14 protein-coding genes are annotated in these 14,862 nt (G+C 67.8%); 8 read left to right on the top strand and 6 right to left on the bottom strand.

Annotated elements, in window-relative coordinates; genetic code table 11:
* Nucleotides 1-19: 19 nt before the first annotated feature.
* Nucleotides 20-1,855 carry a sensor histidine kinase gene (locus tag B5X82_RS09905; RefSeq protein WP_235862649.1) on the bottom strand — a complete coding sequence of 612 codons (1,836 nt, stop codon included), beginning with the start codon at nt 1,853-1,855 and terminating at the stop codon, nt 20-22.
* Nucleotides 1,856-2,032: 177 nt separating this feature from the next.
* Here B5X82_RS09905 and B5X82_RS09910 point away from each other — a divergent pair, with 177 nt between their 5' ends.
* Nucleotides 2,033-2,509, top strand: coding sequence for an Lrp/AsnC family transcriptional regulator (locus B5X82_RS09910; RefSeq protein ID WP_079648002.1), 477 nt, complete (start codon nt 2,033-2,035; stop codon nt 2,507-2,509).
* Nucleotides 2,510-2,588: 79 nt separating this feature from the next.
* Here the strand turns inward: B5X82_RS09910 and B5X82_RS09915 are convergent, their stop codons facing one another.
* Nucleotides 2,589-3,860 carry a tetratricopeptide repeat protein gene (locus tag B5X82_RS09915; protein ID WP_079648003.1) on the bottom strand — a complete coding sequence of 424 codons (1,272 nt, stop codon included), beginning with the start codon at nt 3,858-3,860 and terminating at the stop codon, nt 2,589-2,591.
* A 199-nt stretch (nt 3,861-4,059) separates the two neighbouring features.
* Between B5X82_RS09915 and yaaA the strand changes: the two genes are divergently transcribed.
* The 3 genes from yaaA (at nt 4,060) to gyrA (ending at nt 7,958) form a co-directional block, all read left to right on the top strand.
* The gene (gene yaaA / locus B5X82_RS09920; RefSeq protein ID WP_079648004.1) at nt 4,060-4,821 is read left to right on the top strand and encodes a peroxide stress protein YaaA; all 762 of its coding nucleotides are present in this window, start codon (nt 4,060-4,062) and stop codon (nt 4,819-4,821) included.
* A gap of 62 nt (nt 4,822-4,883) precedes the next feature.
* On the top strand, nt 4,884-5,057 hold the full coding sequence (locus B5X82_RS26760) for a hypothetical protein (protein ID WP_176152521.1): 174 nt from the start codon (nt 4,884-4,886) through the stop codon (nt 5,055-5,057).
* 147 nt (nt 5,058-5,204) lie between these two features.
* A complete protein-coding gene (gene gyrA, locus B5X82_RS09925) occupies nt 5,205-7,958 on the top strand; it encodes a DNA gyrase subunit A (protein WP_079648005.1) in 2,754 nt (917 codons plus the stop codon).
* Nucleotides 7,959-8,240: 282 nt separating this feature from the next.
* On the opposite strand, the gene B5X82_RS09930 is transcribed toward gyrA, so the two are convergent.
* Nucleotides 8,241-8,684, bottom strand: a complete 444-nt coding sequence (locus B5X82_RS09930; RefSeq protein WP_079648006.1) for a host attachment family protein — start codon at nt 8,682-8,684, stop codon at nt 8,241-8,243.
* Between the two features lie 181 nt (nt 8,685-8,865).
* Nucleotides 8,866-9,117, bottom strand: coding sequence for a hypothetical protein (locus tag B5X82_RS09935; RefSeq protein ID WP_235862650.1), 252 nt, complete (start codon nt 9,115-9,117; stop codon nt 8,866-8,868).
* Nucleotides 9,118-9,170: 53 nt separating this feature from the next.
* Between B5X82_RS09935 and B5X82_RS09940 the strand changes: the two genes are divergently transcribed.
* Genes B5X82_RS09940 through B5X82_RS09950 form a run of 3 tightly spaced genes read left to right on the top strand, consistent with a single transcriptional unit; the run spans nt 9,171 to nt 12,428 of the window.
* Nucleotides 9,171-10,301: a hypothetical protein gene (locus B5X82_RS09940; RefSeq protein WP_079648008.1), complete on the top strand. Its 1,131-nt coding sequence runs from the start codon at nt 9,171-9,173 to the stop codon at nt 10,299-10,301.
* Entirely contained in the window at nt 10,294-11,685 is a 1,392-nt protein-coding gene (locus B5X82_RS09945) for a cytochrome P450 (RefSeq protein ID WP_079648009.1), read from the top strand. Before B5X82_RS09940 ends, B5X82_RS09945 begins: the two co-directional genes overlap by 8 nt.
* The gene (locus B5X82_RS09950) at nt 11,685-12,428 is read left to right on the top strand and encodes a class I SAM-dependent methyltransferase (RefSeq protein ID WP_079648010.1); all 744 of its coding nucleotides are present in this window, start codon (nt 11,685-11,687) and stop codon (nt 12,426-12,428) included. The genes B5X82_RS09945 and B5X82_RS09950 overlap by 1 nt, the downstream gene beginning before the upstream one ends.
* 3 nt (nt 12,429-12,431) lie before the next feature.
* Here the strand turns inward: B5X82_RS09950 and B5X82_RS09955 are convergent, their stop codons facing one another.
* A complete protein-coding gene (locus tag B5X82_RS09955; protein WP_079648011.1) occupies nt 12,432-13,256 on the bottom strand; it encodes an AraC family transcriptional regulator in 825 nt (274 codons plus the stop codon).
* An 89-nt stretch (nt 13,257-13,345) separates the two neighbouring features.
* Here B5X82_RS09955 and B5X82_RS09960 point away from each other — a divergent pair, with 89 nt between their 5' ends.
* Nucleotides 13,346-14,107, top strand: coding sequence for a class I SAM-dependent methyltransferase (locus B5X82_RS09960; protein ID WP_079648012.1), 762 nt, complete (start codon nt 13,346-13,348; stop codon nt 14,105-14,107).
* Between the two features lie 15 nt (nt 14,108-14,122).
* Here B5X82_RS09960 and gph read toward each other — a convergent pair whose 3' ends face one another.
* The gene (gph, locus tag B5X82_RS09965; RefSeq protein WP_235862651.1) at nt 14,123-14,803 is read right to left on the bottom strand and encodes a phosphoglycolate phosphatase; all 681 of its coding nucleotides are present in this window, start codon (nt 14,801-14,803) and stop codon (nt 14,123-14,125) included.
* Between the last annotated feature and the right edge of the window lie 59 nt (nt 14,804-14,862).

A 14,862-nucleotide genomic window follows, 5' to 3' on the forward strand; every position in this document is an offset into this window, starting at 1 on the left:
GCCTTTGCCGCGCGGCAAGTTACACCGCGTCCTGTTCGGCGTGCAGGTCGCCCAACGGCAGGCTGAGATAGAAGCGGGTCGCGTCGATCTCCAGCATGCCGCCGCTGGCAATGGCGAGGTTGCGGACGAGGCGGAGCGCGAAGCCGAGGCCGAGCACCGGTGCGTCCGGCCAGTTGCCGCTCGGATTATAGCCGGGATCGAGCAGCATCTTCTCGTCACGGCCGTCGAGCGAGCGCGGGCGCAGGATCGTCAACAGCATGTGCGTCGAGCGACGCGGATCGCGTTGCAGATCGACGCTGATCCGCTCGCCCTCCCCGGCCATCGCGATGGTGGCGGCGAGCAGGCGGGACAGCATCCGCTCGACGGTCGGCGCGTCGACCGCGACCGGCGGCAGGGTGGAATCGATCCGGAAGGCGAGACCGCTCGCCCGCTCCTTCGCGACCGCCTCGAAATTGGCATGGAGCCGGGTCAGGATCGCGCCGGCGTCGACCGCCGCCGGGCCGCTCGCCGGCGGCTCCGCCGTCCGCGCCGCCGCAACCATGTCCAGATCCTCGACCGCGCCGAGCAACTTCCTGCTCTGTTCCAATATCTCCTGCGCGCGGCCGCGATAGGCTGCCGCTGCGGGGCCGCGCATCTGCCCCTCGATCATCTCCGAAAAGCCGATGATCGCGTTGAGCGGGGTTCGCAGCTCATGCACCAGGTGGCGCAGCGAATCATTGAGCGCCGGCCCCGCCGGCGGGTGCGATCCGCCCGCCATCACCGCGGCACTCTCATCGGCGCGCGGCCGGCGGGCAGTGCCGCGATAGCCGCTGAACCGGCCGTCCTTGGGATCGAAGAAGGGCACTGCCGAAATCCGCCAGTCGCCTGAGGCGGGCCCTTGCCCGGCGATCGTCAGCCGGGCGTCGCGGAACGGGGTGCGGCTGCGATAGGCCCCGGCGGCATGGCCGTCGACGCCATGGTCGGTCTGGTGAGCGGCGACGGCGATGGTCTCGCCGATGATCGGCCCGCGCGGTACCCCCTGCACCCAGCAGATCACGCCGTCGACGCCGGTCTCGAACCGGAAATTCTCGACCCGCCCCGGCACGCCGCCGTCACCGGCCGGCTCGCTCTCGAGCCCCGCCTGCGGATAGCGGCTGCGGAAGGTCTCGATACGGGACAGGAGATCGCGGATCTGGCTCTCGCCCGACGGCGGCAGCGGCTCCGCCGCATCATCGAGCCAGGCCGAGAGCGCGGCGGGCTCCACCGGCTCCGGCGCGTCCTGCGATCCGTCCGGTTCGACCGCGGCAGTGCCTTCCTCGACGCTCGCGGCGGCCGGCGATTCCGGTTCCTGCGCTTCGGCGACGAGCGCCTCGATCGGCGCGGCGAGCGGCGCGAGGCTCGCCTCGGGCGTTTCCACCGGCCCCGGGATCAGGAAATCGCTGGCGCCGAAGCCTTCGAGCGCCTTCTCGACCTCGCCGCCCAGGTCGCGCCGGTTCCGCAGCAGGTTGCGCGCGCTGGGGGTGAGCCGGGGCAGCAGGTCGAGCCATTGGCGCGCGCTCAGGATGACATGGCCGAGCATCGGCGCGGCGATGTGGGGCAGGTCCTCGGCGAACAGCAGGACCAGTTCGGGGGGCACTCGGCGCCCGGCGAGGCCACGCCCGGCGGCCAGCCGCAGCTCGACCGGAATCTCCGGCCGCACCGAACGCAGGAAATTATAGGCGTCGACCGCGCGCGGCGCGTCGACCAGCGGATCGTCGACGCGATGCCCACGTCCCTGCGCCAGCACGTCGACCACCTGCCGCCAGAGGATCGCCCTGGCTTCAGGTGTCGGCGCCGGCTGCGCGAGCAACGTGGCCAGCATGTCATCGAAACGCAAAGGCCCGCCTCCACTCGGTGTTGAACGGGTTTGAGCCACCGTTCCCCCTGCGCCGGATATTAGATGGCAACGCGGCGAGCGGAAAGAGCGTTTGAGTCGGAGGCGCCGGTGCTATTTTAATTGCACTTGGCGGAAACTTTATTCTACGGATGGCGCCAGTTTTTGAAAGGTTGCTCCATGTCCGCCCCCTCTCTCGATCAAATCGATCGCACCATCCTGCATGAGCTGCAGGAGGACGGGCGGATGACCAACGTCGACCTGGCGAAGAAGGCCGGCCTCACCGCCCCGCCCTGCCTGCGCCGCGTCCGCGCGCTGGAGGAAGCGGGCGTGATCGAGAGCTACCATGCCCGCCTCAACGCGGCGGCACTGGGCTATGGCATCACGGTGTTCGCGCTGGTGTCGCTGCGCAGCCAGGCCGAGGAGGATCTTCGCCAGTTCGAGAGCCATGTCGCCGCCCTGCCGGAAGTGCGCGAATGCCACATGCTCAACGGCGAGATCGACTTCATTCTGAAGATCGTGGCGCATGACCTGCAGGCCTTCCAGCAGTTCCTCACCTCCCAACTCACCACTGCCCCGAATGTCGCGAGCGTCAAGACCTCGCTGACGATCAGGACCTCCAAGGACATCGCCGGCATCCCCGTCGACGGAATCTGACGACCGCACGCATGCCCATATCAAGGCAAAAGGGCCCGGCGCCGATGGCGTCCGGGCCCTTTCCGCCATGGCCTATGGCTTACGAGGTCGGCGGGTTCTGCGCCCAGACCTTCGCATAGTTAGCGAGCACGGCGTAGTTGCCGGTCGTCACCTGGTCGAGGGCAGCCTTGGCGCCGGCCTTGTCGCCGGCCTGGGCGAGCGCGAGGCCGAGGCGGAAATTGGCCTGGGCGGCATCGGCGCCGGGCTTGGTCAGCGCGACCTTGTAGAGTTCGGCCGCCTTCGCATAGTCCTTGTAGCCATAGACGAGGTCAGCCGTCGTCATCACCGACTTGTAAGTCGCCTTCGGGCCATTGGCGGCGGTGATCGCCGCCGGGATCGACGCCTTGTCCGGCGCCAGCTTCGGCTGCGACAGCGCGATGATCTCGCGGGTGTTCTGGCTGGTCGAGGGATTCAGCTTGCCCGCCGCGATTCCCTCGTTGAGGACGTCGACCGCCTCGTTCGGGAAGCGCAGATACACCGCCAGCGCATAGTCGATATAGTTCGACTGCGCCGACAGCGGCAGCACGCCGACCGCACGCGACAGGCGCAGCAGGTCGAGGTCGGCGTCGCCCGACAGGCCGGCCATCTGGCGATAGATGAATAGCGAATCGTGCCAGTTCTGCTTGACCGGATAGGCGGCGAGCCAGGCGGTGGTGATCTTGACGAACTCGTTCGGCAGCTTGCCGCGCGAGGCCATGTCGGCGCCGCGGCCATACCATTCGCTCGGCGCGGCCTGGCCGGCAGCGGCCTTGGCGTCGATCACCTTCTGGAGCGTCGCCAGCGCCTCGGTGGTCTTGCCGTTGCGCGACTGGGCGTCGGCGAGGATCGCATAGGCATCCGCCTCGGTGCTGCCGGCGGCGATGGCGCGCGACAGCGAAGCCTCGGCCTTGGCGTAGTTCTTCGCCTGATAGGCGAACTGGCCCTGGAACCAGTAATATTTGGAGCGGGCGTCGTCGTTGAGCTGATTGGCGGCCTCGCCGGTCGCGATCAGCTCGTCGAGCGCGGTCGAGAGCCGGGCCTGGTCGCCGCTCGCCTGGGCGGCGTTGAGGCCGTACTGGGCGACGACATATTGCTCGTCGGGGGTCTTGGCGAGCTGCTTGGCCTGCGCCAGCGCGGCATCGGCCGCCGGGATGTTCTTGGCCTTGATCGCGGCGTCGGCTTCGGCGAGCGGCTTGCGGATCGCCTCGCCGATCTTGAGCGCGGGCGCAGCGGCCTCATCCTTCTTCTTGGCAAAGGCGGGGGTACCCGGCGCCACCGCGGCGACGGCAACGCCAAGCGCCGCGACGAGCGCAAAACGGGACGTGAATTTCATGCTTCAGGCCTCCTAGGCGGCGACCGCAAGGGGAACGGCCGCCGGTAAAACACGCCGGTTGACTAATCGCTCCCACGGTTCCGCACAAGCGCGGGCGAAATGATCCGGCTTCACTCGTCGTGCTCTAGGCACCGCTCGCTGAATGGGGATTGAACCGCCGGCGGTTGATCGCGTCCGTCCGCGCAGCTAGGGCGGGCCCATGCTGCTGCTCCTCTCGCCCGCCAAATCGCTCGATTATACGAGCCCGCTGCCCCCGCTCGAAGCGACCGCGCCGCGCTTCGCGGAAGAGGCGCTGGCGACCGCGCAGGCGGCCTCGAAGCTGAGCGCGAGGAAGCTCGCAGGGCTGATGGGCATCTCGGACAAGCTGGCGAAGCTCAACGCCGGGCGCTACGCCGATTTCGCCGGCCAGGAGGAGCGGCCCGCGCTCTACGCCTTCTCGGGCGACGTCTATGTCGGCTTCGAGGCGAAGACCCTCGACGAGCCCGCGATCGGCTTCGCGCAGGACCATGTCCGCATCCTCTCGGGCCTCTACGGCCTGCTCCGCCCGCTCGACCTGATTCGCCCCTATCGGCTGGAGATGGGAACGCGCTGGGCGCCGGGCCGCAAGAAGAACCTCTACCAGCTCTGGGGCAGCAAGATCTCCGACGCACTGGCCGCCGACCTGCTCGCCGAGGGATCGGACGTGATCGTCAACTGCGCCAGCAAGGAATATTGGCACGCGGTCGAGCAGGCACCGCCCAAGGGCATCCGCATCGTCACCATGGACTTCCGCGAGCTGGCGCCACAGGGCCTGATCTTCAACAGCTTCGGCGCGAAGCGGGCGCGCGGCATGATGGCGCGCTGGATGTGCGAGCACCGGATCACCACCCCCGAGGACCTGAAGGGCTTCGACAGCGACGGCTATGCCTTTTCGGCCGAGGGGTCGGACGATTCGACCTGGCGCTTCGTCAAGACCCGCTGACGCCGGCAGGAACATCCCGCGATCCGGCCCGTTGATGCCGCAGGACCGACGGGAGACAGGATATGAACAGCCGCACGCACCCGACCGATCGGGACAAAGGCAATGGCGTGGAACTCACCACCGAGGAAGCCCGTGCGGGCGCGACCCCGCACATGACGCGCTACATACTTGGCTGGGGCCTCGCTCTCGTCATCATCGCCTTCCTGATCGTGCTGGCCGCCTACAGCTGGGGCTGAACGCCCCTCGCGGGGGTCGGAGCGTCCCCGCTTCACGTGCCGTGGGCCGCATCGCCTCTGGCCTTTGCGACCGTCCTTCGTTAGGAGCATCTGACCACCCCGTTCCGGGGTCAGAAGATCGCCTCAACGAACACGGACCCACAGACTTTGGCCAGCGTACCGCCGCCCATCGAAAACAGCGACATTTCCCCGATCTCGATCATCGACGAGATGAAGTCGAGCTATCTCGACTATGCCATGTCGGTGATCGTGTCGCGCGCCCTTCCGGACGTGCGCGACGGGTTGAAGCCGGTGCATCGCCGAATCCTCTATGCGTGCCAGGAGGGCGGCTTCGTTCCCGGCCGGCCTTATCGCAAGTCGGCGAAGATCGTCGGCGACGTGATGGGCAACTATCACCCGCACGGCGACGCATCGATCTACGACGCGCTCGCGCGTCTCGCCCAGGATTGGGCGATGCGGGTGCCGCTGATCGACGGCCAGGGCAATTTCGGCTCGATGGATCCCGATCCGCCGGCGTCGATGCGCTACACCGAGGCGCGGCTCGCCAAGGTGGCGATGACCCTGCTCGACGATCTCGACAAGGACACCGTCAACTTCACGCCGAACTATGACGGCTCGCGCGACGAGCCGCAGGTGCTGCCGGCGCGCTTCCCCAACATCCTGGTCAACGGCGCCGGCGGCATCGCGGTCGGCATGGCCACCAACATCCCGCCCCACAACCTCGGCGAGGTGATCGCGGCCTGCAAGGCCTATGTGGACAACCCAGCGATCACGATCGACGAGCTGATGGCGATCGTCCCGGGCCCGGACTTCCCGACCGGCGCGATGATCCTCGGCCAGTCGGGCGCGCGGCAGGCCTATCATACCGGGCGCGGCTCGATCATCATGCGCTCGCGGCACGAGGTCGAGGAAGGCCGCGGCGACCGGCGCTCCATCGTCCTGACCGAGATCCCCTACCAGGTCGGCAAGTCGGGCCTGGTCGAGAAGATCGCCGAGGCGGCGAAGGACAAGCGGATCGAGGGCATCTCCGACATCCGTGACGAGTCGAACCGCCAGGGCGTCCGCATCGTGCTCGACTTGAAGCGCGACGCGACCCCGGACGTGGTGCTCAACCAGCTGTGGCGCCACACCCCGGCGCAGACCAGCTTCCCGGCCAACATGCTCGCGATCCGCGGCGGCCGGCCCGAGACGCTGAACCTGCGCGACATCGTCGAATCCTTCGTCAAGTTCCGCGAAGAGGTCATCACCCGCCGTTCGAAGTTCGAACTGAACAAGGCGCGCGAGCGGGCGCATATCTTGCTCGGCCTCGTTATCGCGGTCACCAACCTGGACGAGGTGGTGCGGATCATCCGCGGGTCGGCGAGCCCGGCCGAGGCGCGCGCCGCCCTCCTCGCCCGCGAATGGCCGCGCGGCGAGATCGAGGCCTATATCAAGCTGGTCGAGGCGGTCGACACGATCGGCGACGCGCCGACCTACCAGCTGAGCGAGGTCCAGGTCCGCGCGATCCTCGACCTGCGCCTGCACCGCCTGACCGCGCTCGGCCGCGACGAGATCGGCGACGAGCTCGCCAAGCTTGCCGAGTCGATCGCCGAACTGCTCGAGATCCTCGGCAACCGGGTCCGCCTCTATCAGGTGATGGTCGAGGAATTCGACGCGATCCTGGTCGAGTTCGCGACACCGCGCCGCACCGAGATCGCACCCGCCGGCGACGATATCGACGACGAGGACCTGATCGAGCGCGAGGACATGGTCGTCACCGTGACGCACGGCGGCTACATCAAGCGCACCCCGCTCGAGGCGTTCCGCGCGCAACGGCGCGGCGGCAAGGGCCGCTCGGGCATGGCGACCAAGGACGAGGACGCCGTCACCGAGCTGTTCGTGACGAGCACCCACACGCCGGTGCTGTTCTTCTCGAACCACGGCAAGGTCTATCGCAAGAAGGTGTGGCGCCTGCCCGAGGGCGCGCCGCAGGCGCGAGGCCGGCCGATGATCAACCTGCTGCCGCTCGCCGAGGGCGAGAAGATCACGACCGTCCTGCCGCTGCCCGAGGACGAGGAGAGCTGGAGCGCGCTCCACGTCGTCTTCGCGACCGCACATGGCAATGTCCGCCGCAACTCGATGGACGCCTTCGCCAACGTGCCGACCAACGGCAAGTTCGCGATGCGCTTCGACGAGGATGCGACCGACCGGCTGATCGGCGTCGCGCTGCTGACCGAGGAGGATGACGTCCTGCTCGCGACCCGCGGCGGCAAGGCGATCCGCTTCGCCTCGACCGACGTGCGCGAGTTCCAGAGCCGGACCTCGACCGGCGTGCGCGGCATCCTGCTCAAGGGCGACGACGAAGTGATCTCGCTGTCGATCCTCAAGGGCTTCGACGCGACCACCGAGGAACGCGACGCCTATCTGCGCGCCGCGCCGTGGAAGGACAATGAGGCGGAGCCGACGCTATCGCCCGAGCGCATGGCCGAGTTCGAGGCCGCCGAGGAGTTCATCCTGACGGTCTGCGCCAACGGCTATGGCAAGCGCAGCTCGGCCTATGAATATCGCCGGACCGGCCGTGGCGGCCAGGGCATCGGCAATATCGACAATCTCGAGCGCAACGGTCCGGTCGTCGCCAGCTTCCCGGCGCATAATGGCGAGCAGCTGATGCTCGTCACCGATCAGGCCAAGCTGATCCGCCTATCGGTCGGCGACACCCGCGTCATCGGCCGCAACTCGGCCGGCGTCCGCCTGTTCAACGTCTCCGACAACGAGCACGTCGTGGGTGCGGCAAGGATCGAGGAAAGCGATGACGAGGCCGAGGTCGACCTGGGCGACGGCACCGGCGAAATCGCTCCCACCGACGACGCGGTGGTGGGTGAGGACCTGGCCGACGGCGGCGAGGCGTCGGGCGACGAATGAGAATGACGGCGCCCGGCCTGGAGCGATTTCCAGGCGTCGCAGCTCGAATATAACACCCTGAGGAGCCACTGAGCTTGGCGAAGTGGCGTCTCGAAGGGCCTTCGGGACGGGCTTCGACTTCGCTCAGCCCTCCTGAGGCTGAGCGGATATGGTGATCCCGATCTAAGGCGCAGTTCTCCAGGCAAATGGCAACATCTCCCGCCTCGGAAATCGCGGCAAGGCAATAGGCTGGAGCGGCCGATCCGACGCAGTCGGATCGTGAACCGCTCCTGCCGGGGCGCTTCAAAGGCCCTTCAGCACCCCTTCGAGCTTGTCGACCGGATGGTTGACGAGGTCCTTGTCGATCTCCGCCACGATCCGCGCCTCGACCGCCTTGTCATAATGCTGGCGCAGCTCGCCCAGCGTACGAGGCGGCGCCACTATTATCAGCTGTTCGAAGCCGTTGGCCTGCGCCCGTTCTGCTAGGAGCGCCGCCATATCGGCCGCGAAGCGATCCTCTTCCTGCTGGTGATAGTCGGTCTCCTCCATGGTGCTGTGCCGGCCGCTGCCGCCCTGCGACATCGCCTGTCCCGGCCCGTCCGACTTCAGGTCCCGATCCTTGAGGCCCGCCTGCGCGCGCTGATCCTCGACGACGAGGTTGGGATAGTCCGCATCCCCCTCGTTGCGCAGGAACAGCGACTTGCGACCGTCGGCGACCAGAATGAGCGCGTCGTGGGAAATCCGCATTTTCTGCTCTCCTCTCGATGATCTGTGAGGAGAACGCGTCAGCTAGGCGGGGGTTGCCCTCTCCGCGCTACCCGTCACCCCAGGACAGGCCGGGGTCCATGTCTCTCATCAGCCAGAGGACATCTGAGAAGCTATGAGCAGTTCTTCGGCCATGTCTGAGCGTACCACAGACCCTCGCTCTTCAATAGCGTCGGAACAGCTTCCGCACGAGCTGCCCGCGCCAGGGACGGCCGTGATAGTTGAAGAAGAACCAGCCATAGACCGTCGTGAAATAGAGCACGACGAAGGCGAGCGGGTCGCGGTTGGCGCGCATGTGGCGGAACAGGGCGAGGTCGGCGGCGCGGCGGTCGCGCTCGGTGCCGCCGCCATATATGCCATAGGCATTGTCATGGGCGCGGCAGCCAGCATTGCGATTATGCTTGGAGCCGTCCATGAAGAGACAATACTGACGTTCCTTGTCAGCCATGGGTCGAGTAAGCAGCGGCGATGCCGGCGTTCAAGCGCAAAATCTTCTATCTCAGCGGTTTCGATCCTCGGGGCGCTCGCTTCTACCACCAGCTCTACGCCGAGCAGGCAGCGTTGTTCGGCGCCAATGCCGGCCGCGAGATCGCGGTCGGCAAGCGGCGTCGCGAGCCTCCGCATTCGGTTGCCTGGACGGTCGAGGACAAGAGCGGCGACACCGTCTCCGACCATGTCTTCCTGGGCTGGGACGACGTGGTACGCGCCCATTGGGTCAAGAATCCGCTCGCGCTGCTCCGCCGGTCGGTCGTCGCCTATTGGAACTTCACCCGGCTGCTCGACTGGCCGATCGTCCGGACCTTCCCCTTCGGTGTCCGCTTCGCCTTCTATTATCCGGGCGTCTCGACGATCCTGCTTCCCGTCCTGTTCGGCCTGCTGCTCGCGCTGCCCCTCATCCTGCTGCTGGGATCGACCTGGGGGGTCGCCGCCGCGGGGCTGGTCGGCCTCGCCGTCGCCCTGTTCGTGGTGAAGAAGATCCAGGGCTTCTGGCTGCTGCGTTTCATCATCTTCAACGACACGCTGGCGAGCGATCGCCTGCCCGCCGACGTCGACCAGCGCATGGCCGAGTTCGCCGGCCAGATCCGCGCCAGCCTCGATGAGGACTGGGACGAGATACTGTTCGTCACCCACAGCAACGGATCGATCCTCGCCGTGCCGATCATGGCGCGGCTGCTCGACGCCTGCGGCGGCGCGCTGCCTGATCGGTTCAGCCTGGTGACCCTGGGATCGTGCATCGCCCTGATCGGCAACCGCAAGGACAGCCGCCGTTTCCACGCGCTGCTCGAACAGGTCGGCCAGGGTGATTTCCGCTGGCTCGATATCGGATCGATCACCGACGGCGCCTGCATCGCCGGGATCGACCCCTGCGTGAGCTGCGCCCAACCGCGCCGCGCCCGGCTGTTCCAGACCAGCCCGCGCTGGTTCAAATATTGCGATCCAGCGACCTATCAGGCGCGCCGCCGCAACAAGTACGAGACCCATTTCGACTATCTCAGGACCTTCGACCGCATCTCGCCGCTCGACTATCTCGCGATCAGTTCCGGCCCGCGCCCGCTGGCCGCGTCGATCGAAGCCTTCAAGGCCGAGAACCATGGCTGACGCGTCCGACGGCGAGCGGCCATTCACGCCCCCCTACCCCATTCCGCACCGGAGCAAGGCGTCGCTGTTCAAACGCTTCCTGACCGGCTGGAACAGTTGGATCCACACGCTGTTCGAGCGCAGCTACACGATGCAGATGGGCGAAATCCGCCTGCCCCGGCTCGATTTCTTCATCGCCAACGACCTGTCGGTGGTCGAGCGGGTGATGGACGACCGGGAGAAGGTGTTCCCCAAGCACCGCTTCCAGCACGAGCTGCTCGACCCGCTGATCGGCAACAGCGTATTCTCCGCCAACGGTCAGGACTGGGAAGAGCAGCGCGAGATGGTCAACCCGGCCTTCGCGCACACCAACCTCAAGCGCGTCTTCCCGGCCATGCAGGGCGCGGTCGACGACCTGCTGGCGACCATCGCGACGATGGACCGGTCGAAGCCGATCGCGGTCGACCCGCTGATGACGCATGTCGCGGCTGACATCATCTATCGCACCATCTTCTCGGTGAAGCTCGACCAGGCCAGCGCCGACCGCATCTACCACGCCTTCCACCGCTATCAGAAGAACATCCAGCCGGGCGCGATGCTCAAGCTCTACGGGCTGCCGCTGTTCGGCTATCGGGGGCGCGCGGCGCGGGCGGCGGCGGAGATCCACGCCGTGTTCGGCCCGATCGTTAAGGCGCGCTACGACGCATGGCATAGCGGAGGGGGCGAGGCCGGGAACGACATCCTCCAGTCGCTGCTCGAGGCGCGCCATCCGGCAAGCGGCGACCCGTTCAGCTACCAGGCGATCATGGAGCAGGTGTCGACCATCTTCCTGGCGGGGCATGAGACCGCCGCATCGGCGATGACCTGGGCGCTCTACCTGCTCGCCGAATGCCCGCACTGGCAGGACGCGCTGCTCGCCGAGATCGACCGTGAGACGGGGGGGCAACCGATCGCCTTCGAGCATCTGCGCGCGCTGGGCGGCGTCCGCAACCTGTTTCGGGAGACGCTGCGCCTCTATCCGCCGGTCAGCTTCCTGGTGCGCGAGGTGACCGCGTCGACGACGATGCGCGACAAACTGCTCCACAAGGGCGCGATGATCGTGATCTCGCCCTGGCTGATCCAGCGCAACCGCAACAACTGGAAATGCCCGCACGCCTTCGCGCCCGAGCGGTTCGACGATCCCGAGGAGGCCGAGGCCTGCCGCCGCGCCTATATGCCTTTCGGCAAGGGACCGCGCATCTGCATCGGCGCGGGTTTCGCGCAGCAGGAGGGCATGCTGATCCTCGCCAGCATCGTTCGCGCCTTCCGCCTGCGCTATCCCGACATTCCCCGGCCCGAACCGGTCAGCCGGCTGACGCTGCGTCCCAAGCGCGCGGTCCAGCTCTGGTTCGAGGACCGCCGCTGATGCTGGAAGACCTCCCGACCGCCGAACTCGCCGCCTATGTGCGCAAGTGGGACGGCCACCTCACCCGCTATTTCGGTCCGCGCATGGACCCGGCGGGGAAACGCATCCTCGTCATCGGGTCGCAGTTCGGCCCCGAGATATTATGGGCGCTCAAGCGCGGCGCGGCCCGTGTGGTAGGCGTCGATCCGGCCCCCGCGCGCACCGATGCGCTGGAAGCGGCCCTGGTCGAGGCAGGCCTGGGCGACCGGCTCGACGCGTTCGAGATGATCAGCGGCACCACCCACACGCTCGGCGACGTGGGCGGCTTCGACTATGTGATGTCGAACAATGTGTTCGAGCATATCCACGACCTCGCCCACACCCTGATGTCGCTGCGCCGTTTCGTCCCGGCGCGAGGCAACCGGATCGTCATCTTCGCCGATCCGCTGTTCTATTCCTCGGCGGGGCACCATCTCCGCGCCGGGCCGTGGGAGCATCTCACGCGATCGGCGGCCGAGCTCGAACCGACGGTGCCGCCGCGCCAGTGGGAGGCCTATCGCACCCAGCTCAACGGCATGACGATCACCGATTTCCTCGGCGCGGTGCGCGACAGCGGGATGATCCTGCTTGACCTCGGCATCGTCCCCGATCGGGCGATGGACCGTTTTGCCGAGCTGCGGCCGCTCATCTCGCCGGGCCTGAAGCCGATGGACCTGTGTTGCGAGGGGATCGCCTGCACCCTCGCCTTCCCCGAGAATATCTGAACGTCAGCCTCGATCGCCCCCTGTCCGGCCCCTCACCCGCGACCGATAGTCGGCCGGCCCTTCGCCGGCCAGTTGGGCGAAGGCCTTGGCGAAGGCGCTGAGCGAGGCATAGCCGACCTCGGCCGCGACGTCGGTGACGCGGCCGCCATCGGCGAGCATCCCCATCGCCCGCAGGATGCGGAGCTGCGCCACCCAGGCCTGCCAACCCATCCCCGTCTCGCGGGAGAAGGCGCGGCGGAAGCTGCGTTCCGACATGGCGGCGGCGGCGAGCGCCGCCGGCAGGTCGATCCCCGCCGGATCGACCACGGCCAGGTCCATCGCCCGGACGATCCCCGGATGCCGCGCGCCCGGCAGGCTGAGCGGCAGCTCGCTCTCCAGCCACTCGCCGCACATCAGCGCCAGCGTCTCGAAGAAGCTGCGCGCGACCGGATCGCGCTCGGCCACGTCCTGCGGCCAGCGCAGCGCGTGGAGGATCATCTCCCGCATCACCGGGCTGGCGACGAGGATGCGCACCCGCCCGCCATCGTCAGCAATGGCATCTGGCGCGAAATAGAGCGAGGCGGTGTCGACGTCGTGGACCAGCGTGCGGTGCCGCTGCCCCGCCGGAATCCACGCCGCGCGGCCGGTCGGCAGGAGATGGCGGGCGCCGTCGGTTTCGATCTGGATCGTGCCGGCCACCGCATAGATGAGCTGGTGATAGGGATGATCGTGCCAGTCGTAGGAAATGGCGCGCTCGGGATCGCGGAAGGAGAAGCCCCGCCCGCTGGGGTGGGCCAGTCCATAATCTTCGAGAGCGGTGCGGGTGGCGGGCTGGTCGAGGGTACGCATTGGCCGATTCGCGCTGATCAATGACCGATCGACGTTAGTCGGCCATTCACGCCAAGGCTATAGCCCCTCCTCGATTTCGGGAGGACCAGATGAACGACGACAGCCAGCATAATGACCGGATCATCAGCCAGTTCACGCGATGGGCGCAGCCCTTCGCCGAGCTGCCGATCCATTCCGCCGAGGACGGCATGGCGCGCACCCTCGCCGCGGCCGTGATCGCGCCGACCGATCGGGTGCTCGACGTCGCGTGCGGCCCCGGCATCGTCGCCTGCGCCGCCGCCGCCCATGCCGCGCATGTCACCGGGATCGACCTGACCCCGGCGATGATCGAGCAGGCCCAGGCGCGCCAGGCGGCGGCCGGCCTCGCCAATCTCGACTGGCGGACCGGCGACGCGACCGCCCTTCCCTTCGCCGATGCGAGCTTCGACCGGGTCGTCACCCGCTACAGCTTCCACCATCTGCGCGAGCCGGGCCGGGCGCTGGCCGAGATGCGGCGCGTCTGCCGCCCCGGCGGCCGGATCGTCGTGATCGACGCGACTCCCGCGCCCGAATGCCAGGCCGCCTATGACCGGATGGAGACGCTGCGCGATCCGTCGCACACCAGCGCCCTGACGCTCGACCAGCTGCGCGGGCTGGGCCAGGCCGCGGGACTGGAAGAGGCGATCGTCGACAGCTACCGGCTGGAGGCGCTGCTCGCCACGCTCGCCGACGCCGACGACATGGCCGCGCTCGACGCGATGTTCGACGCCGATATCGCCAGCGGGGAGGACCGCATCGGCGTCCAGGCGTGGCGCGCGGCGGACGGCGTCCGCTTCCTCTTCCCGATCTCGATCGTCGCCTGGCGGCGCTGAACATCCGCGCGGCGGTCACGCCGCCGCGCGTGCCAGCCGTTCGAGGGTCGGAATGAGATCGTCGAAATGGTCGATCAACGCGGCGGCGCCCAGCTGATCGACCGGGCGATCGGAGAAACCGAAGGTCACCGCAATCGTCGGGACATTGGCGTTGCGGCCCGTATCGGTGTCGGTGATCGAGTCGCCGACATAGGCCGCCCTGCCCCCGCCGCACCGCGCGATCGCCTCGAACAGCGGGGCGGGATCGGGCTTGCGAACAGGCAGCGTGTCGCCGCCGACCAGCGCGTCGAAGCGGTCGGCCCAGCCGAGCTGGTCGATGCAGCGGCGGGCGAGTCCCTCGGCCTTGTTGGTGCAGACGGCGAGCTTGACCCCGCGCGCCGCGAGTCGGTCGAGCGCGGCGTTCAGGCCGGGGAAGATCTGCGTCCCGTCGGCGATATGGTCCAGATAATAATCGATGAAGATCGGGAAGCCCTGCTCGACCAGCGCCTCGGTCATCTCGCCGGTCGCGGCGAGGCCCTTCTGGAGCAGGGCGCGGGCGCCATGGCCGACCATGTGGCGGACGTCCTCGGCCGGGACCGGCGGACGACCCAGCACGCCCAGCGCATGGTTGAGCGCAGCGGTGAGGTCGGGCGCGGTGTCGGCAAGGGTGCCGTCGAGATCGAAGGCGACGACGTCGAAGGGAAAATCGGCTGGCATGGCCCGCTCCATCGCCCGGCCGATATGGAAAAGGCAAGCGCTTCGTGGCAGAGCAGCGC

Origin of the sequence: Rhizorhabdus histidinilytica (assembly GCF_900167915.1) — a bacterium.
Taxonomy (GTDB): Bacteria; Pseudomonadota; Alphaproteobacteria; order Sphingomonadales; family Sphingomonadaceae; genus Rhizorhabdus; species Rhizorhabdus histidinilytica.

Bases quoted from the DNA above. Each gene is read 5' to 3' on its own strand.
- B5X82_RS09910 (WP_079648002.1), top strand. From the start codon at position 2,033: ATGTCCGCCCCCTCTCTCGATCAAATCGATCGCACCATCCTGCATGAG.
- B5X82_RS09915 (WP_079648003.1), bottom strand. From the start codon at position 3,860: ATGAAATTCACGTCCCGTTTTGCGCTCGTCGCGGCGCTTGGCGTTGCC.
- yaaA (WP_079648004.1), top strand. From the start codon at position 4,060: ATGCTGCTGCTCCTCTCGCCCGCCAAATCGCTCGATTATACGAGCCCG.
- B5X82_RS26760 (WP_176152521.1), top strand. From the start codon at position 4,884: ATGAACAGCCGCACGCACCCGACCGATCGGGACAAAGGCAATGGCGTG.
- B5X82_RS09930 (WP_079648006.1), bottom strand. From the start codon at position 8,684: ATGCGGATTTCCCACGACGCGCTCATTCTGGTCGCCGACGGTCGCAAG.
- B5X82_RS09935 (WP_235862650.1), bottom strand. From the start codon at position 9,117: ATGGACGGCTCCAAGCATAATCGCAATGCTGGCTGCCGCGCCCATGAC.
- B5X82_RS09940 (WP_079648008.1), top strand. From the start codon at position 9,171: ATGCCGGCGTTCAAGCGCAAAATCTTCTATCTCAGCGGTTTCGATCCT.
- B5X82_RS09945 (WP_079648009.1), top strand. From the start codon at position 10,294: ATGGCTGACGCGTCCGACGGCGAGCGGCCATTCACGCCCCCCTACCCC.
- B5X82_RS09950 (WP_079648010.1), top strand. From the start codon at position 11,685: ATGCTGGAAGACCTCCCGACCGCCGAACTCGCCGCCTATGTGCGCAAG.
- B5X82_RS09955 (WP_079648011.1), bottom strand. From the start codon at position 13,256: ATGCGTACCCTCGACCAGCCCGCCACCCGCACCGCTCTCGAAGATTAT.
- B5X82_RS09960 (WP_079648012.1), top strand. From the start codon at position 13,346: ATGAACGACGACAGCCAGCATAATGACCGGATCATCAGCCAGTTCACG.
- gph (WP_235862651.1), bottom strand. From the start codon at position 14,803: ATGCCAGCCGATTTTCCCTTCGACGTCGTCGCCTTCGATCTCGACGGC.